Source organism: Ekhidna sp. (assembly GCF_963691765.1).
Lineage (GTDB): Bacteria > Bacteroidota > Bacteroidia > Cytophagales > Cyclobacteriaceae > Ekhidna.
Genome location: NZ_OY829375.1, coordinates 3,480,425 through 3,504,243, shown reverse-complemented (window position 1 = coordinate 3,504,243; position 23,819 = coordinate 3,480,425). Strand labels below are relative to the sequence as shown.

21 protein-coding genes are annotated in these 23,819 nt (G+C 37.9%); 6 read left to right on the top strand and 15 right to left on the bottom strand.

Going from position 1 to position 23,819, the window contains the following annotated elements; genetic code table 11:
• Positions 1-3: 3 nt before the first annotated feature.
• The 9 genes from ACY650_RS15790 to ACY650_RS15750 form a co-directional block, all read right to left on the bottom strand.
• Complete coding sequence (locus ACY650_RS15790; RefSeq protein WP_462248804.1) at positions 4-1,893, bottom strand: NADH-quinone oxidoreductase subunit 5 family protein; 1,890 nt, start codon at positions 1,891-1,893, stop codon at positions 4-6.
• A complete protein-coding gene (nuoK, locus tag ACY650_RS15785; protein WP_462248802.1) occupies positions 1,890-2,201 on the bottom strand; it encodes an NADH-quinone oxidoreductase subunit NuoK in 312 nt (103 codons plus the stop codon). The genes ACY650_RS15790 and nuoK overlap by 4 nt, the downstream gene beginning before the upstream one ends.
• Entirely contained in the window at positions 2,194-2,658 is a 465-nt protein-coding gene (locus tag ACY650_RS15780; protein WP_462248800.1) for an NADH-quinone oxidoreductase subunit J family protein, read from the bottom strand. The genes nuoK and ACY650_RS15780 overlap by 8 nt, the downstream gene beginning before the upstream one ends.
• Positions 2,659-2,684: 26 nt before the next feature.
• Positions 2,685-3,500: a 4Fe-4S dicluster domain-containing protein gene (locus ACY650_RS15775; protein ID WP_462248798.1), complete on the bottom strand. Its 816-nt coding sequence runs from the start codon at positions 3,498-3,500 to the stop codon at positions 2,685-2,687.
• Positions 3,501-3,503: 3 nt separating this feature from the next.
• Complete coding sequence (gene nuoH, locus ACY650_RS15770) at positions 3,504-4,481, bottom strand: NADH-quinone oxidoreductase subunit NuoH (protein WP_462248796.1); 978 nt, start codon at positions 4,479-4,481, stop codon at positions 3,504-3,506.
• A gap of 57 nt (positions 4,482-4,538) precedes the next feature.
• Positions 4,539-5,030, bottom strand: coding sequence for a hypothetical protein (locus tag ACY650_RS15765; protein ID WP_462248794.1), 492 nt, complete (start codon positions 5,028-5,030; stop codon positions 4,539-4,541).
• A gap of 9 nt (positions 5,031-5,039) precedes the next feature.
• On the bottom strand, positions 5,040-5,864 hold the full coding sequence (gene murI / locus ACY650_RS15760) for a glutamate racemase (RefSeq protein WP_462248792.1): 825 nt from the start codon (positions 5,862-5,864) through the stop codon (positions 5,040-5,042).
• A gap of 83 nt (positions 5,865-5,947) precedes the next feature.
• Positions 5,948-7,321, bottom strand: a complete 1,374-nt coding sequence (locus tag ACY650_RS15755) for a cystathionine beta-synthase (RefSeq protein ID WP_462248790.1) — start codon at positions 7,319-7,321, stop codon at positions 5,948-5,950.
• Positions 7,322-7,732: 411 nt separating this feature from the next.
• Positions 7,733-9,367 carry a tetratricopeptide repeat protein gene (locus ACY650_RS15750; RefSeq protein ID WP_462248788.1) on the bottom strand — a complete coding sequence of 545 codons (1,635 nt, stop codon included), beginning with the start codon at positions 9,365-9,367 and terminating at the stop codon, positions 7,733-7,735.
• Between the two features lie 95 nt (positions 9,368-9,462).
• Here ACY650_RS15750 and ACY650_RS15745 point away from each other — a divergent pair, with 95 nt between their 5' ends.
• Entirely contained in the window at positions 9,463-10,821 is a 1,359-nt protein-coding gene (locus tag ACY650_RS15745) for a M24 family metallopeptidase (RefSeq protein ID WP_462248786.1), read from the top strand.
• Between the two features lie 9 nt (positions 10,822-10,830).
• On the top strand, positions 10,831-11,331 hold the full coding sequence (locus tag ACY650_RS15740; protein ID WP_462248784.1) for a hypothetical protein: 501 nt from the start codon (positions 10,831-10,833) through the stop codon (positions 11,329-11,331).
• Positions 11,332-11,360: 29 nt separating this feature from the next.
• On the opposite strand, the gene ACY650_RS15735 is transcribed toward ACY650_RS15740, so the two are convergent.
• Positions 11,361-11,768, bottom strand: coding sequence for a DUF1761 domain-containing protein (locus tag ACY650_RS15735; protein WP_462248782.1), 408 nt, complete (start codon positions 11,766-11,768; stop codon positions 11,361-11,363).
• Positions 11,769-12,105: 337 nt separating this feature from the next.
• Here ACY650_RS15735 and ACY650_RS15730 point away from each other — a divergent pair, with 337 nt between their 5' ends.
• A complete protein-coding gene (locus tag ACY650_RS15730) occupies positions 12,106-14,370 on the top strand; it encodes an ATP-dependent helicase (RefSeq protein WP_462248780.1) in 2,265 nt (754 codons plus the stop codon).
• On the opposite strand, the gene ACY650_RS15725 is transcribed toward ACY650_RS15730, so the two are convergent.
• The 3 genes from ACY650_RS15725 to ACY650_RS15715 form a co-directional block, all read right to left on the bottom strand.
• Complete coding sequence (locus ACY650_RS15725) at positions 14,341-14,979, bottom strand: hypothetical protein (RefSeq protein WP_462248778.1); 639 nt, start codon at positions 14,977-14,979, stop codon at positions 14,341-14,343. The two genes, ACY650_RS15730 and ACY650_RS15725, sit on opposite strands and share 30 nt — an antisense overlap.
• Before the next feature lie 3 nt (positions 14,980-14,982).
• The gene (locus tag ACY650_RS15720; RefSeq protein ID WP_462248776.1) at positions 14,983-16,509 is read right to left on the bottom strand and encodes a YHYH protein; all 1,527 of its coding nucleotides are present in this window, start codon (positions 16,507-16,509) and stop codon (positions 14,983-14,985) included.
• A gap of 63 nt (positions 16,510-16,572) precedes the next feature.
• Positions 16,573-17,295 carry a hypothetical protein gene (locus tag ACY650_RS15715; RefSeq protein ID WP_462248774.1) on the bottom strand — a complete coding sequence of 241 codons (723 nt, stop codon included), beginning with the start codon at positions 17,293-17,295 and terminating at the stop codon, positions 16,573-16,575.
• A gap of 80 nt (positions 17,296-17,375) precedes the next feature.
• Between ACY650_RS15715 and ACY650_RS15710 the strand changes: the two genes are divergently transcribed.
• Together ACY650_RS15710 and ACY650_RS15705 are read left to right on the top strand one after the other, a co-directional pair.
• Positions 17,376-18,989, top strand: a complete 1,614-nt coding sequence (locus ACY650_RS15710) for a VRR-NUC domain-containing protein (RefSeq protein ID WP_462248772.1) — start codon at positions 17,376-17,378, stop codon at positions 18,987-18,989.
• Between the two features lie 27 nt (positions 18,990-19,016).
• Positions 19,017-20,126, top strand: a complete 1,110-nt coding sequence (locus ACY650_RS15705; protein WP_462248770.1) for an NAD(P)/FAD-dependent oxidoreductase — start codon at positions 19,017-19,019, stop codon at positions 20,124-20,126.
• Between the two features lie 305 nt (positions 20,127-20,431).
• Here the strand turns inward: ACY650_RS15705 and ACY650_RS15700 are convergent, their stop codons facing one another.
• Together ACY650_RS15700 and ACY650_RS15695 are read right to left on the bottom strand one after the other, a co-directional pair.
• Complete coding sequence (locus tag ACY650_RS15700) at positions 20,432-23,113, bottom strand: ABC transporter permease (protein ID WP_462248768.1); 2,682 nt, start codon at positions 23,111-23,113, stop codon at positions 20,432-20,434.
• Positions 23,110-23,445, bottom strand: coding sequence for a PadR family transcriptional regulator (locus ACY650_RS15695; RefSeq protein ID WP_462248766.1), 336 nt, complete (start codon positions 23,443-23,445; stop codon positions 23,110-23,112). Before ACY650_RS15695 ends, ACY650_RS15700 begins: the two co-directional genes overlap by 4 nt.
• A gap of 168 nt (positions 23,446-23,613) precedes the next feature.
• Between ACY650_RS15695 and ACY650_RS15690 the strand changes: the two genes are divergently transcribed.
• Complete coding sequence (locus ACY650_RS15690; RefSeq protein ID WP_462248764.1) at positions 23,614-23,814, top strand: hypothetical protein; 201 nt, start codon at positions 23,614-23,616, stop codon at positions 23,812-23,814.
• Positions 23,815-23,819 lie beyond the last annotated feature (5 nt).

Below are 23,819 nucleotides of genomic sequence, written 5' to 3'. Positions count from 1 at the left end.
GCACTAAAAAATCAGTATCAAACTTAATATCAAAATAATACCCAATAGCAACCAAGCTAATTGAGTTTGCAAGTCCCTTGAACTTATTGAAGCTAATAGCTTACCGACAAAACCTGACAAATATGCCAGTAGGTTAATTGGTCCATCAATGAAAAAGCGATCAATCAAAGCAATCACTTTAGAGACTACCACACCAGCAATAGCAAATAAATTCAAAGAGCGTTCAATAAATTCTCTATCGATTTGGAACGTTGCTTCAGCAGCTTTTTCTACACCTCTTCCAAAAATGTGGTAGAATTCTGTTAAATAAAATCCATTTAAAATGGCAGCGAATCTATCGCGAGACTTCACGCCATAAGACTTTTCATAGTTAGAATCTGGTTTGAAAAAAGAATAGGCCAGAATTAGGCCAGTAAATGCAAGAAGTAGAGATAAAAAAGTCACGATTAAAGTCGTTAGCTCATCTGCGTGACCTTCGCTCACTCCCCAAATCGAATCCAACCAAGATCCGTGCGCTAAGGGGTTAATATTATAAAACACCCACAATGAACCCGCCGCCAAAATACCAAGCGGCAACTTAAATTGACTATTTTCAAGAGGTACATCCACCTTGGTTTCAAATCTGCTTTTCCCCCAGAAAACCAAGAGCACCATTCTGCCAACATAAAGTGCCGTTAGAAAGGCAGTGATCAGTGCAATATCAGGCACTAAATAGGCCCAAGTCCCATTAATACTTGCCCATTCCCAAGCTGCAATAACAATACCTTCTTTAGACATAAATCCACTTAAAAATGGTATCCCAGCTAGCGCAAGTGCACACACTAAAAAGCTTCTATATGTCCACGGCATATACTTTCTGAGTCCACCCATTGAACGCATATCTTGTTCATCTTCTACATTCATTTTATGCATGAAATGAATGATCGATCCGGCTCCCAGGAAAAGTCCAGCTTTAAAGAAAGCATGTGTGAAAAGATGAAAAATTGATGCCTCCGGGGCTCCAACTCCCACTCCGAGAATCATATACCCCAGTTGTGATATTGTTGAGTAGGCCAATACCTTTTTGATGTCGTGTTGCATCAAAGCACTAATTCCACCATACAGAGCTGTAGCTGTTCCTATTAAAGCGATTATTATTAAAGCGTCTGCATGTAAATACGGGGCTATCCGAAACAGTAGATATACACCCGCGGCTACCATAGTTGCAGCATGAATCAGCGCCGAGACCGGCGTTGGACCTACCATAGCCTTAGTTAACCAGCCTGAAAAAGGCAATTGTGCGGACTTACCAAAAGCTCCTATTGAAATAAGTAATGAGGGTAGAAACAGCCACGTTTCCTGAAATTGAGATATAGACAAGTTACCTTCATTGAGTATTAAAATACCGGCCAAAAAACCAACATCTGCCAGTCTATTCACAATGAACGCTAACCTGGCGGATTGCGGAACCCACTCTTTTCCATACCAAAAACCGATTAGCAGATAAGATGCAAAGCCCACTAATTCCCAAAAAACAAACATCAATATCAAATGATCTGCCAGAAGCAACCCAATCATTGAAAAGGTGAAAAATCCGAGCTTGGCGAAATAGCGATTCTTCCCTAAATCTGAACGCATGTATTCAATTGAGAAAACATTTACCAGCGTAGAAATAAGTGCTACTAAAGATATTAGGAGTAATGCTACGGAATCGATTTTTATACTTAAATCGTAGCCAGGAAGCCACTCTAAAAGAACTAAGAAAGAAGTATTAGATAGTAATAGGGAAATAGCTAACAAAAAGGTAAAAAAAGTTGATATTGATGCAATTAAGCCAGTATTTTCTTTACTTAAGAAAGACACGATACCGCCAAAAAGAGGCAAAAAAAGAATAACTATTACTAACCAATTCATCCGTTGCCTACCTCCGTTAGTTCGTCCACATTGGACACTTTTGTTTTGCGATAAATATTTAAGAGGATGGCCAATGCGATTGACACTTCACAGACAGTGATCACTACAGCAAAAATCGCCAGAATCTGACCATTTAACGATGGGTCATACTGCGAAAAAGTAGCCAAAACAATGTTAGCGGCATTCAACATCAACTCAATTCCAATCAATATGAAAATGGCGCTTCTTTTAGTTAAGACAACAAAGACACCAGCACTGAAAAGTAATGAAGCGAAGTATAGGTAATATGGTATCATCGCATTACTCATCAGATGCCATTTTAGCTAAGTATGAAGCTCCTACCAATGCCACCAATAGTACAAAAGCGACCAATTCAAAAGCGACAATATGGTCTGTTAAAAAAGAGATTCCAATTTTATCTATTTGGTCTGAATCATGTACCTGAGAATCGTTGAAATCAGTATTGGAAATGGTGAATACAAAAAACAAAAAAAGTGCTAGCGAAATAATAGCAGACACTAAACGATTGCGGGACCCAGAAACAACATCCTCTCCTCTCAACCTGTTTGTCATCATCACTCCAAAAACCAATAATATCACCACACCACCGGCATAAAGCATAATTTGTACTACAGCCAAAAGTTCCGCAGACAATAACACATAAATTCCAGCAACACTAATTAACGTCAACGCAAGTGCATATGCGGCATGAATAATATTCTTAGAGATTACAATTATTCCAACTCCTACAAGAGCCAAGAGCATCAATGTTATTTGAATGACAATTATCACTACTTTTTCTTAGGTATTCTAGGTTTAACTACTGGCTTTTTTTTCGCTTCTGTTGATTTATTCTCAGAATTGGTTTGAGGCTTAATTACTGGCTTTACTATTGGCTTAATCTTAGGTTTAATTGCAGAGCCTTCTTCAGTTCCTCCACTTTGTTTGGCTTTGACAACAGGCTTTGGCTTTATGACAGGCTTTACTCCAGTCTTCATAACAGGCTTAGGTTTTTGAGCTTTAGCTCCACCAATTTCAGGTAGATCCCTACTTGGTTGTGCTTTAGCGGCCTGATAATCATCAAATTCCTTCTTCTTTTCAGCTATCTCCACTTCAGTCATTTTACTAAAGGAGAAATTGTGATCTAGAATATCAGTTGTACTAAAATCAAATTCTTTAGTCATCGTCAGGCACTCTGTAGGACAAACCACTGTACACAGACCACAAAAGCAGCATTTCGACATGTCTATATCAAATTTTGCTGCATGTATTCTTAAAGGAGTCCCATCAGAAGTCTTCCCGAATACTTCAGGAGAACGAATTGGCTCAATATCTATGCAATCGACAGGGCAAATTTTAGCACATTTATCGCATACTATGCAATCGTCAATTTCATTATGCAATTGATACCTACCATGATCCGGAATTGGGATTTCTTCATGCGGATATTGAACAGTAAACGTACCATTGGCTTTCTCAAAGTAATTATCATCTGCTACCGACTCCTTTTTACGAGATTTTCGCGCTTGAAAGAAATACTGAATAGACAGCATCATCCCTTTCGATGTGGACTTTATTGCGGACGATATGTTTTCAAAATATTTCACTTTTTAGCCTAGAAGCCAAAGTTTCCAAATAGCACAAACAAATAACATGATTATTGACAAAGGAGTTAAATATTTCCATGACAAACTCATCAATTGATCTACTCTAAGTCGAGGGAGCGTCCATCGTATCCAGAGTTGTACAAAGATTAATATCAGTGCTTTCGACAATAACCAGAAAGCTCCCCAAATGGGTCCATTTCCAAATGCGTTTATTGGAGAACTCCATCCTCCAAAAAATAGCACCGTACCCAATATAGACAGCAATAACATCATCCCATATTCTGATAACATAAACATGCCCCATCTAAAACCAGAATACTCGGTACTATACCCTCCTATTAATTCTGATTCAGACTCAGGTAAATCAAAAGGAGCTCTATTAGATTCAGCCAAACCGGCAATAAAGAAGATGACAAAAGGAACAATGAGAACTGGATGATTAATAATGTTCCACATTAAAATTCCTCCCTCACTCTGCAGAGCGCTAATTTTCTGTAAATCCAGCGTCCCGCTAATTATTATTACACAAAGTACGCTTATTCCTAGTGGCACTTCATAGGATACAATTTGAGCGACAGATCTCATAGCTCCATATAAACTATACTTATTATTTGAAGCCCAACCTGCCATCAAAATCCCTAATACATCAAGTGAAACCACAGCAAGGAGAAAGAAAACGCCACTTGCAATACCTGAGCCATTCAAATCAGCATTAATAGGAAGAACTGAGAATCCTGTAAATACAGCAGCAAAAATGATTATTGGGGCAATTAAAAAAGGAATTAAGTCGACGGCATTTGCCCGTACATCTTCCTTTTGAAGCATCTTAAGTAAATCAGCTATTGTTTGTAAGATACCCTTAGGACCCACTTCCATTGGTCCAAGTCTATTTTGGATAAATGCAGCCGTTTTTCGTTCGGCATAAACCACGAATACCACAAAAAGCAGAAGGAACGCAAGGTAGAAGACGAATGAAATCACACTCGAATTTACTTCTCTTTATCCTTTATAAACCAATGAATGTTGTATATAAATAATTTATCCAGGCAACCATCCCACACTTATATCTTCAAGTCTCAGATAATCGATTGTAACAGTTTCAAAAACTACATTTTTTAGAATCAAAGTGGCCTTGTAAGGCTCTTTGTTTTTAGCTTTTTCAATTTCTGACTCACTTAATAGCAACTCTAACAATCCTTCTGTAGCTGTTTCATTAACTAATTCCTTTGGAAAACTTGATGGAAGTAAATCATTACAAAGTGTAGCGCCAATTGGTCCATCATACTTTTTTCGAACGATCGTAATGGCATCAGCTATACCCACTCCATAAATTTGTTTCTTTTGAAGTTCTATAGTTGGAATATCCACTTTGATAGAAACATATTCAGAATTGTTATCAGTCAACTTGTAAGCAATAAAATTTCCGCACCCAAGTGCATCACCAGAAAATGGATGAAGAGACTTAGTACTTTTTGTAACAGAACAACTTACAATCGTAAGAAAGAGAAAAATGTAAACTAGCTTTTTCATTTAGTAAATCTACTTTAATTCGTCCCAAATGGGAATTAACTCAAGTTGTACCTCGCTCCCAAAAAATGTAGTCGTTGTCTGCTCAAAAGATTCTGTAAAATCGGAAACCAGAAAACGATCTTTAGTGGAAGAGGTCTTATTATTTAATTGATGGTATTCGAGAAATGACTTCAGGGCTTTAGCTACAGTCTCTGCCGAATCAATTATCTCAACAGGATCTTCTAGCTTCCGGAAATGACTTTTTATTTCCTTGATGATTATTGGATAATGTGTGCACCCAAGAATTAGCGACTGAATACCTTCCAAAGATGGATCATCGAGATATCTACTAATTATATTTTGGCTAATTGTATCCTCATATATCCCTTCTTCTATCATGGGTACAAGCAAAGGTGTAGCCAGGGCCGAGAACTTAATGTTTTGATTGAGCGATTGAATCTTACGATCGTAAACACCAGTTGAAACAGTTTGTTTAGTTCCAATTAGTCCTATTTTGTCATCGCTGTGATTTTCTCTTATGTAATCAACGGTAGGGTTAATCACATCAAACACTTTTGCTTTCTTACCTACGTATTCTGTCACCAAATCGTATGCTGCTGAAGAAGCAGAATTACAGGCTATTAGTATCACCTTGCACTTTTGCTGTAGAAGCATTTCTGCAATTCTTACAGAGTATGCTTGTATTGCAGCTGTCGACTTATCTCCATATGGTAGATGAGCTGTATCGCCGAAATATATAATGGACTCATTTGGCAATAGCTTCTTAACTGCACGTGCAACTGTGAGCCCTCCTATCCCACTATCAAAAATCCCGATCGGCTGATTTGAATTCATTAAAAAACAATCAAAAAATCCCGACGATTTACGCCGGGATGCAAGTAAAGAGTTAAAAGTTTAATTGTGCTTTTCAAATGTAATCAATTAGTCATCGCTACCAAAAGATCACTCTGGGTGATGATATGAACCTCATTGTTTTCATCTCTTACTAACAATGCTTTAGTCTTTTTATCCAGCATAGATGACATCACATCCAATGTGTCGTGCGGAGATACAAACTGAAAGGAAGAATCCATTACTTCCGAGACAGGTTTGTCTTTCATTTCCGGATTCTCAATCAAGCTTCCTAAAATCTTACTATCCGAGATGCTGCCAACAAAATTTTCACCATCAATGACAGGTGCTTGGTCAATACCATTTTGACTCATCACTTTGATGGCATCTCCTACTGACAAATCTTGGTTGATGGTTAATAGATTGGACGTTCCATTTTTGCTGGTAATAATGTCTTTTGCAGTTGCAAATTTCCTTTCTTCAAGGAAACCGTGATCTTTCATCCAATCATCGTTGTAAACCTTTCCAAGGTATCTGGTTCCGTGATCAGGAAGAATGATAACCATAACATCATCTTCTTTCAAATTTTCCTTGGCAAATTCTAACGCTCCGTGAACTGCAGATCCACACGACCAGCCTACAAAAAGACCTTCTTCTCTTGCCAACCTCCTCGTCATAATTGCTGCATCTTTGTCAGTAACCTTGACAATGTGATCTACCATATCAAAGTTGACATTCTTAGGTAAAATATCTTCACCTATTCCTTCAGTGAGATAAGGATATATTTCCTTCTCATCAAAGATCCCAGTCTCTTTATATTTCTTAAAAACAGAACCATAAGAATCCAACCCGATAGTCACCACATCCGAATTCTGTTCCTTCAAATATTTGGAAGTTCCACTAATAGTTCCACCAGTACCCATTCCAGCAGCATAGTGAGTTATCTTTCCATCAGTATCTTTCCAAATTTCAGGCCCGGTAGTTTCGTAGTGAGAAAGTGTATTTGACTCATTATCATATTGATTCGGATAAAAAGAATTGGGGATATCCTCATTCAATTTCTTGGCAACCGAATAATATGACTTTGGATCTTCAGGTGGTACGTTTGTTGGACAGACAATTACCTCTGCTCCCATTGCACGCAGCACATCCATTTTTTCTTTACTCTGCTTATCAGCAAGTGTAAAAATGCACTTATAACCCTTTGCAATTGCAACAAGCGCTAATCCCATTCCGGTATTCCCTGAAGTTCCTTCTATGATTGTTCCACCCGGCTTAAGAATACCGATTTTTTCAGCATCCTCGATCATTTTAAGAGCGATTCTGTCTTTAATGGAGTTACCAGGGTTAAAGTATTCCACCTTAACTAATATCGTTCCTTTTAATCCTTCATTGACGCTATTCAGCTTTAATAATGGCGTGTTGCCAATTCCCTCTGTGAGGTTATTTAAGTAGTTCATTTGTGGGGTTATAATATTCAGCCGCAAAGGTAGAGAAAAGCAATGCAACAAGCCATACGAAAGCTTTTTAAGAATATGTCATCTAAGTGTCATCAGCATAAGAAGTCTAGTTTCGATTTCAATTCAATATTTATTGATTAAACCTTTATCGCTGAAGTGAAAACAATAAAAAAAGGGCGCCCATTGGACGCCCCTACCACCAAAATTACTCCGCTTTCAGAGTAACGTCTTCATATAATCAAAACCTAATATTACTTGATTGAAGACATGCAAATATCATTTTGATAAAGCAGCCAACCTACATTTAAGGGTAGACATGAGGTTGACTTGGCAGATAGTCTAGGTCTACCAAAGGTCTACCATTCAGCAGGTTATAAACTAAACGTTGAAAAAAGTTAGTGTTAGGATTTACTAACCAACAGTATTCAAGAAATCATTGATACTCATTTCACCCGGAAGCTCCAATTTCTTTTTCAATCGGTATCTAGCCGTTTTTACACTTTCGGTTGAAATTCCCATCATTTCAGAGATTTCTTTTATTGAGAAGTTCATCTTTGAAAGCGCACAAAGCTTTAAATCATTACCCGTGAGCGATGGCTCTCGTTCAAGAATTTTGTCAAAAAACCCTGAATGTAGGTTTTCGAACCTTAATTTGAAGTCTTCCCAATCTCTGTCTACTTGCAGGTGTCGATTGATCGTGCGCTCCATCCCCAAAAGAACTTTGCTATTATCACCAGAAGATGATTTTTTCATTTCAGAGACGGAATCCATAAGCTCTTCAAAAAGTTGATTCTTTTGGACAAAGTTTACAGTATAAGAAACCAATTCCCTGTTTTTAAACTCTACCTCTTTTTTAGCATCATCAGCCTGTTTCTGGGCCTGCTGCTCCTTTCGCTGAGATACTAATCGCCTGTTACGTATTAGCAAAATTCCAAGAATTACAACAGCTAATATTACAAAGATTAGGATGTAAACTCTGATTCTTTGAATCTCTGTTTCTTGTTCAAGAATCACGATCTTATTCTCTTTTGCCGCCAGCTGACGCTTTTGCTCAGTAGTAGCAAGTTCAGATTCAAGTCTCGAAATATTGTTTAATGTTTGAAGATTAAATATGCTGTCTTTCTCACGCAAATATTGATCGTAATAATTAATTGCCTCCTCCAAGTTACCTTTCTTTCTAGCTATCTTTTGCAAGCGATCATAAATCTCGGTTAGCCACTTATGAGACTGTATCTCTCTTGCCGATATTAAAGCAGCATTTAATAAAATTTCAGCTTCATTATTTTTTTCAGTCTTGAGTGCAACATCAGCTAGATTTATCTGATTGCGAATTACTCCATCTAAGTCTTCAATCTTCTTACTTAGTTGTAACGAATGATCTAAATACAAAACAGCGCTATCATATTCTCCCATTGCTGTTTTTAAAACCCCATATCTATTCAGTATTTCGGACATGCCATATCGAAACTTATTTGCCCCATGAATCAAGACTGCGCTATCTAAAAAAATATTAGCGGCATAAAACTTTCTTTGCCTAATTAGGATCGTAGAGAGCTTTACATAAGTTGTAGCAGATCTGTCTTTGGCTCCAATTGTATCAAACAACTTGATTGCTTCAAAGAAATATTCCAATGCTAATTCATTATCAAATCTGTCCGAATAAATTAAACCTAGATTCATTAGACAGTTTGCCTCTCCCAAAGTATCAGAGAGGCTCTTATAAAGCGATAAACTATTTAGTAAATATTCTAATCCCTGATCATAACTTCCGCGAGCCCAGTGGCCGACTCCAACTATTCTATTGGAAAGCGCCAAACCAGAAGAATCCTGTAAAATCTCAGCTAAGGCTTTAGCCTGTTGACCATAAATAATGGATTGGACTGGATTAATGATCCAGTATTCATACCCCAAACTATTTAATAGGCTAACTTTTTGCTCATCCTCAAAAGAATGATTCAACAACTCGGCTTTTAGACTATCCACACGAGTGGTGGCATTAACACAAAGTGTCAATGCAGTTAAGAAAGAAATAACAATCAGCCTCATGGCTTATTAGGTGGTTGCAAAAATCGTTATTACGGAATCTGAAGTGATTGTGTTTCCCTTTTCTTCTATCTTAGACGAGGACAACCTAACACTCCATGAAAAATTCAATTATTACTCTTTTTTTACTACTCTCAATATCACTTAGCGCACAAAACTCCTACAGCCCAAAGGTTCTTTCTATGAAAGAAAGAGCTGAAGTAATTGACAGCTGGCTAAAAGAACGAGTGGAGACCGTGCTACCAGAAATCATGAGAAGAGCCGAAGTAGACATGTGGATAATAATTGCTAGAGAGTACAATGAAGACCCAGTAATTAAAACACTACTACCTGCTACATGGCAATCTGCTAGAAGAACAACTATGCTCATTGCATACGATCCTGGCAATGGTAAAGCATTAGAGACATTCGGAATGTCACGCTATAATACTGGCGATCTTTTTAAGACGGTTTGGAACAAAGAAGAACAACCGGATCAGTGGCAAGCATTGGCAGACATGATAATTGATAAAAACCCTAAGAAAATAGGTATAAATAAATCGGAGACTTTTGCCTTGGCTGATGGAATATCTGCCACTCATTTCGAACAATTAAAGAACGTTCTTCCTAAGAAGTTTCATTCGAAATTGGTATCCGCAGAAGATGTTGCTATTGGCTGGTTGGAGACACGAACCAAGAGTGAAATGATGGTCTATCAAAATATTGTTCGAATTGCTCATCAAATAATAGCTGAAGGTTTCTCAGAAAAGGTCATTCAACCAGGCATCACCACGACAGACGATGTAGTCTGGTGGTATAGAGACAGGATAAGGGAATTAGGTTTTACGGCATGGTTTCATCCATCAGTATCGATACAGAGAAAAGATCCAGAGTCCTTCGATCACCTCAGATCTTTTTCCGAGAGACCGGAGCATCAGATTATATATCCAGGAGACTTACTTCATGTAGATTTTGGAATCACATATTTACGATTGAATACGGATACGCAGCAACATGCATATGTATTAAAACCTGGAGAAGAAGAAGTGCCAAGCTTTTTAAAAGAAGCATTTAAAAAAGGCAATCGAGTACAAGATATCCTTACATCTAATTTTAAGCTAGGCCGAAGTGGAAATGAAATTTTATCTGAAACGTTAAATCAGTGTTCTAATGAGGGTTTGAAAGGTGTAATTTACACTCACCCAATTGGCTTTCATGGTCATGCAGCAGGACCAACAATCGGCTTATGGGATCAACAAGGAGGTGTGCCTGGTAAAGGCGATTATCCTCTTTATGCTAATACCGCTTATTCAATAGAATTGAACGCTGGTGTATTTTTAGAGGAATGGAATAAAGAGATACGTATCATGCTGGAGGAAGACGCCTTCTTTGATGGGCAATCCGTTCGGTACATTGATGGCCGTCAAATGGAAATTATGCCTATTCCAAGAAAACTGTATCCAAACACCCGAAACTAATCTTCTATCATGAGACTAATTATACTCCTTTTAGCATTTCAATTTGCCTCTTCGTTTGTAGTGGCGCAATCTGCAAAATTGGTTGCGTTCAGTAATCTAGCAGAAAGCACATGGGTATCTGATGGTAAGCAGCTAGGAGGACATGATGGAAAAACAGTAAAAGAATTCACACTTGGATTAGATGGAGAAATTATCAAAGTGAAAACATTTACTACTGATCCTAAGACCTTGGAATTTGGCTTAAGAAATGAGGGAATTAGAATATTCAATAAAGAAACCTCGCAAGTTGAGTTTTACGAATTCGATAAATTAGGTGGAGTGAGCAAGGGAAAAGTGATTTTCGATGAAAAGGATATTCATTACCAATATAAATATGGGGACTTAATCCTGCGGGACAGTTGGATTTATCTATCGACAGATGAATATGATTACAGCGTCTGCTCAATAACCACGGAAGGTGAATGCGAGCAGATTTATCATAAAGGCAAATTCGTTCGTCAAAAAAAATAGGCTCCTGAGAGCCTATCAACTATTTCAAATTACATCGCAGTTAAAATCACTCCCATCAGAGTGAGCAAAATCACAAAGTAAAAAGCATTGATAAACCAGAGTTTTAAAGAAATTCTGGAGAACAATGCATTTACTCCCATTGCCGCAGCAATAAAGAAGAGGCCAATATGCAGCCCATAAGCAGCACCCTGACCAATCGATGGATCAGTACCTCCATGACCTAGAAAAAAGGCAAGCTGCAAGGCTATAATAAACTCTAGAACAAATGCAGTCCCATAAATCTTAGCCATATTGGCATCTTTAAGATCATCTTCTGTAAAGCCCATCTCATTCATCCAAGCCTTACCGAAAATAGGTCCATACCAAAGTCCTCCGACAACAAATGCTGATACAGCGGCAACCAATACTGCCAACCAATTAATAGTAGAAAAATCCATAAGGTGAAAAATTTAGTAGAGTTAGTAATGACTGAAGATAAAAAATTTACGTCATAAATCATCCATACCTTTCCCAATTTGAAAGTACTTGGTAACATTGCAATAACATTACTTTAATGTTGTTAATTTTATCAATTGCGAAAGAACAAACCTGATACCATCGGCACCGTAGTGAAAAAGCCATTCTTTAGAGCAAGTAACATTATACTCATTCTAGAAGTACTTCTTTTCTTGGGATTTTTGGCTTTCATCGTCCTCAATAAGTTTTTTCATTTTGTTAGCTGATTTAGCACCAATTTCTAATTTTTTTTAGTCCTCAATCAAATAGATTTGCCCTATGGCAGAAGCGCAGGCAAATTACCTTGATGAACTTAATCCCCCTCAGAAAGAAGGAGTTGTAAATGTAGAAGGACCTTGCATGATCATTGCAGGTGCAGGTTCTGGTAAAACTCGTGTTCTTACCTATCGCATCGCTCATCTTATCAAAGAACATAACGTTGATCCTTTCAATATTATGGCGCTTACGTTTACCAATAAGGCTGCACGTGAGATGCAAAAAAGAATTGAGGTAATGGTTGGCGGCGAAGCCAAGAATCTGTGGATGGGCACATTCCACTCGGTATTTGCCAGAATATTAAGAGCCGAAGCAAGTAAAATTGGTTACCCAAGCAATTTCACCATTTACGATACCGATGACTCTAAGTCGTTAATAAAGCTCATTGTCAAGGAATTCAACTTGGATGACAAAGTATACAAGCCAAATATTGTATACAACAGAATTTCCGGAGCAAAAAACAGATTGGTTTCCTGGCATGAGTACCAAAACAACCCCATATACCTGGAGGACGATACTCAAAACATGCGACCTGAGATGGGTAGAATATATCGGGCCTATTCGGAGCGTTGCTTTGCAGCCGACGCCATGGATTTTGATGATCTACTTTTCAATACGAATATCCTTTTTCAAAAGCATGATGATGTCCTCAATAAATATCAACAGCGTTTTCACTACGTAATGATTGATGAGTTTCAGGATACCAATATTTCACAGTACTTAATTGCTAAAAGACTTGCGGCTGTTCGTCAAAACATTTGCGTAGTTGGTGATGACGCACAAAGCATTTATGCGTTTAGAGGTGCTGACATTCAAAATATACTGAATTTTGAAAGAGACTACCCAGACCTTAAAACCATTCGCCTAGAGCAAAATTACCGATCAACAAAAACGATTGTTAACGCCGCAAATTCAGTCATCAATAAAAACACTGCTCAACTTAAGAAGAGTGTCTGGACAGCCAACCAGGACGGCGATTTAATTGAACTAATTAAATCTACCTCTGACAATGAAGAGGGTAAGCTTGTGGCCTCGGCAATCTTTGAGACGAAGATGCAGCAGCATGCCTCTGAAAAGGAATTCGCGGTACTCTACCGAACCAACAGTCAGTCAAGGGCAATTGAAGAAGCTTTAAGAAGAAATAACATTAGGTACCGAATAGTTGGAGGCCTGTCTTTTTACCAACGTAAAGAAATAAAGGATCTTCTCGCCTACTTCAGGTATACTGTTAATCCTAATGACGAAACGGCCATGCGTCGAATCATCAACCTTCCTAAAAGAGGAATTGGTCCTGGCACTATAGACAAAATGGTTGTTGCTTCCAATGAACAGGGTAAGACATTGTGGGAAATAATGGAGAAGGCCAGCTCCTATGTTGGAGGAAAAGGTGGTACTCAGGTAGAAAATTTTGCAACACTAATCAAGTCTTTCAGACTTACGAATGAGAAAAAAGATGCATATGATACCGCATCGCAGATAGCAAAAACTTCTGGGCTACTAAAAGAACTTTACGAAGACAAGACCATTGAGGGAATGAACCGGTATGAAAATACGCAAGAGCTCCTCAATGCCATTAAAGAATTTACTGATGACCCAGATCGTGAAGACAAAAGTCTAGGAGCCTTCTTACAGGATGTAGCTCTTCTCACTGATGAAGATAGAAATCAAAAGTCTGATGATGCCGTTACGTTAATGACTATCCATATGGCCAAAGGACTTGAGTTTCCTTACGTATTTATAGTTGGACTTGAAGAAGAGCTTTTTCCATCGCAAATGATGCTCAGCAGTCGGGCTGATTTGGAAGAAGAAAGAAGGTTATTCTATGTAGCCATCACTCGTGCAGAAAAGAAATTGTATCTGAGTTATGCATTGAACAGGTACCGTTTTGGAAGACTGAAAAATTGTGAACCAAGTCGATTCCTTGAAGAGGTTGATCCACAATTCATAAAAGTAAATCGCAAGTTTTCTTCGAGCGATCCAGTATCGCCGGGAATAAACTACGTAACTAAGAATTTTGTCAACAACGTCAGAAAAGAAAACACAACGAAACGTTTTGCAGCAAAAGTCAACCATAAGCCTAGCGCAGATTTTGAACCAAGCGATACTTCAAATCTGACTGAGGGAATGAAAGTAGAACATCCAAAGTTTGGCTTTGGAGTTGTTACCAACATCGATGAGCAAGGGTCCAATAAAAAGGCAAAAGTAGACTTTGAAAAAGCCGGTGAAAAAACGTTGCTACTAAGCTTCGCTAAGCTGCGTATTCTTTAGCCTTTTCATAACAAGAATTGTAACTAATAAAATAATTATTACAAAAATCACTATTCCAGCGACTATGGCAATAGTATTTACTGGCGTCTTTGCTACAGAGTAAATGTTCCCATCAGATTTAAACTCCATATGCGCAGTGAAGTCATTGTCAGCGCTCAAGAAAAATTTAGTAAAATGATCTCCACCTCTATAAATTCTAAAGAGGTTCGTCTGATTATAAATATCTTCAAACGTCGAAATATAAATGCTAATATCCTTAGGTTGAAGCGGTATTTCAGGTAGAATATATTTCACATCTGTTTGATGACTACCAATTAAAATACCTCCACTTAAAAGTTGCATTTTTTTTCCATCAACTCTTAAACTAAAATTTTCACGCAGGTATTTCAGAAATGCAGATTTGAATTGATCCTTGCTCATCTCACTAAGCGTCTCTTCATCAAACAACTTTAGCATTTGAGCATCGATAGCAACTTGTGCAAAGTTCATTTCAATGAACCAGCCATTGCCTGTATCTCTAAGTGTATAAGTAGCAATTTTGGCATTATGTGCAATGGAATTAAATCCCATTGCACATAATAATGAACCTAAGATTATTAATCGAATCATAACTTAGTTCGGTTTATTGAATGCATTCATTGATTGCTTTCCAACAATACATGGAGGAACATTTGTAATATCAGTTGATGCATGATAATGATAGATACCATCCGGATAATCAGGAGTTGGACCAAAATGTCCATTGCAACCATCCAAATCAGTCGGAACTACATCGCCTTCATCGTAACCTGAATATATCGGATATCCATCTCTTGCGTATCCGATTAAAGCTGTTCCACTTTGAGTTTTATTCGAACATTGAATATCGTTATCTCTATCTAAAAGATTGTTAGCATCTAGCGTAGCATCCATATGGGCGGCTAAAAAATGCCAGTGATAATATCCAGACGGATCATGGTGTCCTCCACACCTATCTAAAGAAGGTATTTTACCATTATTAGACACTACAGATGGAGGAGCTCCATTGATAGGAACACCATCTAATGCAAGCCCTACATACTCTACATTTTCAATATCATCTACACTAGAGTTGTTGGTGGGAACAACAGGGATTTGGAAAGTCAATGTTAATTCATCATCTGGAGTGGGCTCTAGACAAGCTGCTGTAGGTCCCATATTTACAATGCCTCCACCTGGAACATCTGTTTCTATGTTGATATCAAAGCTACCATCACCATTCGCAACATCAGAAATAATGTCATATCCATCAGCCTCCATAGACTCAAATAACGAAGCTTTCATTACTTGGAAACCAGGATTAGTATCTCCATCATAATTACCAAATCCGCCGACATCAAATGTAGTTTCTGGACAGAATGGTCCGTCATCATTAACAGGGTTACTCCCAAAGACTATTTCGTAGCATTTTCCAGTTCCACCTTCAGCGTAGTTACAATCTACCAATGTGTGAGATACATACCCAGGCATACTAGTATACTGAGAGATATCGACAACATATGATACAAAATCAAAGGCTGATTCAGATGTTCCTCCATTCCCATCACTTGCTATTATTTTTCCACTAAAGCTTACTCCAGAGGCAAGTGACGTAAGTTGATAGGATGTTCCAGTTTCTCCTGAAGCTATTTCGTCGGAATCAAGTTCTATAGAATATGTAATTGCATCCCCATCAGCATCTGTTGCGCTCGTCCATGAAATGTTAGCAGTATTATGCGTAAGATCACCTACAGTTACAGTAAATGATCCTGGATTTTGATTACCCCCCTCAGAAGAAGTGGTAAAAGAAAATGATGCTGATGCTGAACCTCCATTTCCATCGTTAGCAACTACACTGCCACTATAACTCGTATTTGCATCAAGGCCGGTAAAATCATAGCTCCTTAGACTTTGATCCTCAGAAACATTTGATGATCCTAACTGCACATCATAAGTTACATTATCTCCATCTGGATCTTCAGAGGCCGTCCAACTTATTGAGGCTGTGGTAGTACCAGTAGTATTCACGGTAACAATGAAAGAGCCTGGGTTGGAATTTACGGTTCCTCCGGCCCCATCATCTCCTCCGCATGATGCAATAAGAAATAGGACTGAAATTAAAGACAGGTAGCGTGTTTTCATAGTAGTAGTCAAATGCTTTTCTTTTGATCTTAGATGACTAAAGAATAGAAAACTTGCGCTTAGTTATCCACCTGCTAATTCTAGCAGCTTGTTGTATTCATCAATTCGTTCACTATCTCCTAATCTCGTCGATATGGTTAACAGGTCCTGAATGATTTTTTTTGAAAATGGATCTTCGTATCGGGCTTGTTCAAAGTGTTTTAGAGACTCCTCATAATATTTTTTTGCTATCTGAAGCTCCTGAAAGTCCTTAGATCCTTCAAAGATTAGATCGCCTGCTTGCTTATTTGTTTGAGCTAGGTAAAGTACAGGCATTGCTGAAACATCAAGATTGACAGCTAAATCCAGAAACCCATTTCGAGAATCCAAAAGTTTCAACTTTTGATCCAACTCATCTTCCTTTTTGACTTGCTTCAAATAATTATCTGCCTCTTCCAAGATCAAGGTATACAGCCTGGAATATGCATCGTCAATTTGTGCCTTCCAGCTATCATCCATTGATAGCACTTTTGTCAAGTCGTCATAACTCAACTTAAGTGGATCAATTTCCGGAAAACCATTCGGTGACTTTTCTGCTCGTGAAAGCCAAATCATTCCTCTGTAGAAATATAATTTAGCTCGAGAAGATTCGGTAATCATACTTTCTATATCGGCTGCGTCTTTGAAGTCTATCAAAGCCTCTTCAAACTCACCCGCCGCATAGTGGCGTATCCCTGAATCAACATAACTTTGAGCATACAATGCCGTCATTGCCAAAAAAGCAACATATGAGAAGATAAACTTCATAAAAAGAAACAAATGATGGTACCTATGATATTATACTATTAAAACACGTAGAGTAACCCAAAAAGCTGCATTACTTGTAAATGTCTAAAAATGATCCAATCATACTACCCGAAAAGTACTATTTAGACTATTTCAATTACCTATTAGAATTTGTTGAAAGGCAGTACGACCATGTGTTAGATCAACCTGAGTATCTATTTTATCAAACTTTTAGAAATCTTTCAGAACAAGCTCAATGTCTTTATTTAAGATTTTCCAATCGCCGAGGTGATTTTTTTAGAATCAATAAGATTTCTTATGTTGAAATACCTGATGTGCAAGAAGCCAAAGAGGAACTACTTCATCATGAGTTCATTCAAATCAATGAAAGTGATGACCCGATCCAGTTTAAACTATTCACCAAGTCAGAACTTGTTTCGGCGTTTAAGTTTCTTCATGCCTCTCAAAAAAAAGAGGACATACTAGGTGAACTCACTGAGATTGACATTCCACTTATACATGAACAAGAAGAAATAGTTCAAGTTTTAAAGAATGAAGAAGTAGAGTTTATCAAGCTGCTATTCTTTGGATACAGAGGTGGGCAGATGACAGATTTTGTGGTGCGTGATGTTGGAAATGTGAAAATTGAAAAGCTCGATGAATCGAATTTTAAACCTTGGTTTGAATCCAGAGAAGAGGCTTTGTCGGTAATGCATATTTCACAACTTAAACGAATGATATATGAAATTCAGGAGGCAGACCTTCCGCTAGAAGATTATTTGGATGAGATGCCATGGAAGACTTGGCTGTCATATCCGAGATCTGCCAAATCAGCTGAGAAATTGCTATTGAAAATTGCCTATTATTTTGAACAGATTCATCTTCCTGATAAAGCGCTAGAATTCTATTCCCTTACTGATCGTCATCCATCAAGGGAAAGGCGTGTTAGAATATTGGATAAACAAGAATCTAGAGAAGACGCCATAAATCTTGCAAAGAAAATTCTTAAAGAACCCAGCAATGCATCTGAGCAGACGTTCGCTTCTGACTTTTTAAACCGAAAAGGAATTCGGATTGACCGAAGTATGACACAACGCCTAAAAGGGGCGCCATCAATTTCAATTTCCAGGCCAACAATAAAGGTCGAAGATGCGGTATTAAACCACTTTGAGAATGAAGGATGGAATGGAATTCATGCCGAAAACTTCCTTTGGAGAGGCTTATTTGGTCTTATTTTTTGGGATATCATATTTGATACAAAACACGGTTCATTTCATCACCCACTACAGCGTCAGCCTTCAGATTTAAATGATTCAATATTCTTTGAGTCGCGCCAAAACCTACTTAATGATTGCCTGAAAAAAATGCGTTCGCGAAAGCAGCTAACACAACAAATCTCTAAGGTCCATAATGACAAGTATGGAATCGCTAACAGGTTTGTTATATGGCACGAAGCTTTACTGCCTGCATTAATAGTTATGATAGAAAAGCTACCTCTTAAAGGCCTAAAAATGACGCTGATTGAAATGTCAAAAAACATGAAGGAAAACAGTGCGGGCTTTCCTGATCTGTTCATATGGAGGGATAATGAATATCAATTTTATGAGGTAAAATCTCCAAATGATCATTTATCGGCTCAGCAGTTGTTTTGGTTAGACTTTCTAGCCTCCGTAAAAATCAAAGCAGAAGTGCTGCGGGTAAATTACTCTGATTAACTTCATTAGAAATTAAATAGCAATAACGTGCATAGTCTTTGGGAAAAACAATCTTTTCTATCTCCAGACATTCTAATAATTGGTGCTGGGATTACAGGTCTTTCCGCAGCTGCTACTTTAAAAGAACAATCCCCTGATTTAGAAATAGCAGTACTGGAAAGAGGAGTTCTACCATCAGGCGCAAGTACAAAAAATGCTGGCTTTGCATGTTTTGGAAGTGTTTCTGAGTTAATCAACGACATAGAAGACTTGGGAGAAGAAGGCATGCTTGGCCTCGTAGAAAAAAGATGGGATGGGCTTCAAAAAACTTGTCAAAGATTGGGAAGAGCGAATATCGACATTCAAGTGAAAAGTGGTTATGAACTTGTTTTCAACAATACTGACATACTTGATCAGATTGATCATGTAAATACGATACTCCAGCCATTTTTTCAGACTGAAGTTTTCAAAACATCCGATTCCAAAATCCAGGAATTCGGATTTAACAATACCTCCCATCTGATCGAAAATCACCTTGAGGGTCAACTTGACACTGGAAAACTAGTATCAACGCTTTGGAAATACTGTGCAGAAATAGGTATTCAGATCTACACAGGATGTGAAGTATTGAAGATCAATGAAGAATCGGATTTCGTTACAGTAGAATGCAAGAGCCTTTCTTTTAGATCAAGAAAAGTAGGAATCTGTACGAACGCGTTTACTAAAAACATTGTCAATAAGCAATTAGACATAGCCCCTGGTAGAGGTATCGTGATGTGCATTCAACCTGAGCAATCACTAAACTTTGAAGGGACCTTCCACTATGAGGAAGGGTACTATTATTTTAGGGACTATTATGGGAAATTACTTTTTGGTGGAGGGCGCAACTTGGTAATTCATGAAGAAACAACCACAGAGTTTGGGATCAATAAAAAGATTAAAGAAAAGCTTCTTTCAGATCTAGAAGAGATTATCCTGCCAGATCAGAAATTTCAAATTGAACTCGAATGGTCTGGTATTATGGCTTTTGGAGAAAATAAAGAACCCATAATCGAAGTAATCTCCGAAAAAATCGTGCAAGGAGTACGCTTAGGAGGTATGGGAGTGGCCATTGGAAGCCTGGTTGGAGAAGAAGTAGCCGAATTACTGCTAAAGTGAAAAACCTAAATCTTTAAAATCAGAGGCATTATCTAAGCATCTGACAGGTTCACCGAACAAAATTGGAAGTGATAATTGTAATCCCTTACTTCATATTACAATTAACACCCTAAATCATGGCTTTACTTAAGATTACTAAAGAACAAAGAATATTCCTTAATTGGAGTTTTGTGATATGCACGACGGGATTAGTCTTGTCTTTACTAGTAGTAAATATCCTCGCAAGCTAATTACCTAAAGAGTTTACTACCGTCAAACATTCTGCTTTCAGAAAAGGCTGCTCATTTTGAGCAGCCTTTTTTTTGTTATTCTGTTCTCAAAGATTCAACCGGATTTACCCTTGAAGCTCTCAGTGTCTGGTATATGATAACCATTGCCGCCACTAAAACAGATAATACAGCACTTAATATGAATAGCCCCACTCCTATTTCCGTACGATACGCAAAGTTTTCTAACCACTTATTCATTAGCCATATGGTCAACGGAATCGAAAGTAAAATCGCTATGAAGATTTGAAGTGAGAAGCCTTTTGCAAGGAGCTTAAAAATTCCCAGTGTGGTAGCTCCCATAACCTTTCTAATTCCAATTTCCTTAACCTTACTATTGACGACTAGCAATGAAAGTCCGAGCAAGCCAAGTGATGCTATAAGTATGGATAAAACAGTAGCTACAGTAATAAGTTTGTTCATTCTCGCTTCATTTTCATATTGAGATTTGATCCGTTCATCAACAAATTCATAGTTCCAACTTTCATTTGGAAAAGATGCTTCCCATTCCTTACGAAGAATATCTGTAGCGTCTAGTAGGTTACTACCATTGAATCGAAAAACCAACTTAGGAACAAATGAATCGCTAATATCTAAGTCTGAGATCCCCAGCAAAATCAATCTAGGGTTTTGAACGATTACAAGCGGTTCAATTGAATTGTGTAAAGATGAAAAATGAAATTCTTTGGTAACGCCTAGAATTTGGTGATCTCCAAAATTGTCATTTGGCAATTGTGCTCCAACAGCATTTGTCAATCCCATTAGCTCTACAGCAGCTGGGTTCAACAATACACCTTGTCTTTCGTCAAGTGTATTCCCTTTTTCAAAAAGTCTTCCCTCTTCAACCTGAACACCAAATAACTCTAAATACTCTGGGTTGGCTACAAGTAGCCTAAAACGTTTGAAGTTTCCTTCCTTATCATTAAATCCGTAATGAGCCCACCCATTTGCTCCAAAAACGTGACTCCCCATCCCTATTTGAGTAATTTCCGGATACTTCTCAAGTCGAGATTTCAGTATCTCTCCATTTTGCATGGCGCTGTTCGTAATGTCTGTAATTCGTTGTGCCTCTGGACTTGCATGTAGGTTAGCTGAGACAACAGCATCATACTTGATACCGATGTCTTTATTCTGAAGGAAGCTTACCTGCTGTCGAATTAAAAAAGAAGTGCTAATTAAAAATACAGTGATAACAAATTGGAACACGATCATGCCCTTCCGAGCTTTCACTTTGTCGGTCGACTGATTGCCACTATGAATAACAGATATCGCTTTGAATCTTGAGTGAATCAAGGCTGGATAAAAACTGGAAATCAACCCTATAACAATAGCCAATCCAAAATAGATGAGTACATGCCACCAGGCAAAGTCAATTTCCAGATCTGTTCCGGTTAATAAATTAAATGTTGGAACAAGTAAAACCGAAAGAACAACGCCAATAGTCATTGCCACCAACGTCAGAATGACCCCTTCGATTAGGTATTGGATTGTCAGTGATATGCCAAAAGCTCCCAACACTTTTCTAACCCCAACTTCCTTCGCCCTTTTTAGTGATTGACCGACTGATAAAGTTGCATAGTTGATGCAGGCAATGATTATTACCAATAATCCTATGGCCCCTAAAATTCCAACATATTGAGGATTTCCAACGGGAGCATAACCTAACGGAACGTCGGGATTTAGATGTATATCTGTTAAAGGTTGGAATTCAATATTGTATTGACCTCTTTGAATTGGTTCTCCTCCCATTTCCAATTCAGCAAGTTGGCTCATGATTACATCTTGTATTTTATCATTGAGAATTGCTGGATCAATACCCTTTTGCAGCTGAATATATGTCTCAGGAATAATATTAAACCAAGCAGTAAATGCCCGATCGCTATATAGGTCTCGAGTCATTTCTATTGACATTGCAATATCAAACTGAATACTTGACTCCTTAGGGATATCATAGAAAATTCCCTCTATGACAAAGTCCCTAATCTCATTATTGATTTGAAGAGGTAGTATTTGACCAATTGGATCAGTCTCGCTAAAGTATTTCTGAGCATACTCCTTAGAAATCAATAGACCGCTTTTAGATGAAAATGGATTTTCCCGGTCACCTGTTACTAGTTGAAAATCAAATAATTGAAAAAAATCTTGACTTATCAGCGCTACCGGTTCATTAATTCTTTTTTCTCCTCTGCCAACCAAGTGTGATCTAAGAATATATTGCACCCCCATTTCCACCTCAGGAAAGTTATCCTCCATCATACTTTCAAATCTCAATGGAGTTGTAGAATTGTAAAATGTTCGTCCATCTCCATAATCCTCATTTAAAACAAGCCGATATATCTGATCCTTTTTTGAATGGAATTGATCGAAGCTTACCTCTTGCTTTACATATAATCCAAGCAAGAGAAAGCAGGTTATTCCAATAGTAAGACCAAGAAGGTTTATAGATGTATTGAATTTGTCTCGGAGCAATACTCTCCATGCTATTTTAAAATTATTCTTTGTAATCATTAGTCCTGAGTTTTTGAGTTTTTGAGTTTTTTTAAGTGCCGACCATCTGAAAGATCTGATGACTAACCACCAATAGATTAAGTCTGGGTATTTGGATGCATTGCTAACCTTCATATCATAGATCTCATGAAGGTCCCCTTGGAGGTCTTCCAAGAGGTATGGATCACAATACCATTCCAGGAACCGATCAGCAAGCTTTGGAGGTGTTCTCATTGCAATCCGCTAAAAGTAAGCTTGGGTAATTTTTGGTAGAGTGAATAACGTAGCTCCATGGATTCATCAAGAATATTCCTACCTGCTCTGGTCAAGGTGAAAAATCGCTTTCTTCTTCCCCCTCTTTCTTTAGATGCTCCGCCCATCTCTGAACTAACAAAGCCTTTTTTCTCCAGTCTTCTTAAAACAGAATGTATTGCTGTTACATCCATACTACGATTCGTATTCGTCTTAATTTCTTCTAAGATCACAACGGCATAGGCATCATCAATTAGAGATCCTACCGTTAGAAGAACCAATTCTTCTAATTCACCTATATGTTCTCCTTTCATAATTATAGATTCTATTTGTTGTACAAACGTACAAAAAATATAATTAGTTGTTGTTTTGTACAACTAATTTCACTTTGAAGTGATGTTCACCACAAGTGCACCCATAAGGATTGGTTTAAAAATTAAGGAGTTATTGGTTTGTGCCTTTACCAATTAGTTCATTCAACTATGCTTATTAGTGAAATAAAGAAGCATCTCAAAGAGGAATATACACCTATGGCTTGGGAAAGAGTTCAACTCAAACTAATGCACGAGGTACAAGACCTAGATAGCTACACCTACCTCGACGATTCGACTTTCCAAAAAATTAATCAAGCGATTAAATCCATTTACGGGCAAGAACTAACCATGCAAAAAGGCACCCATTAGTTAAG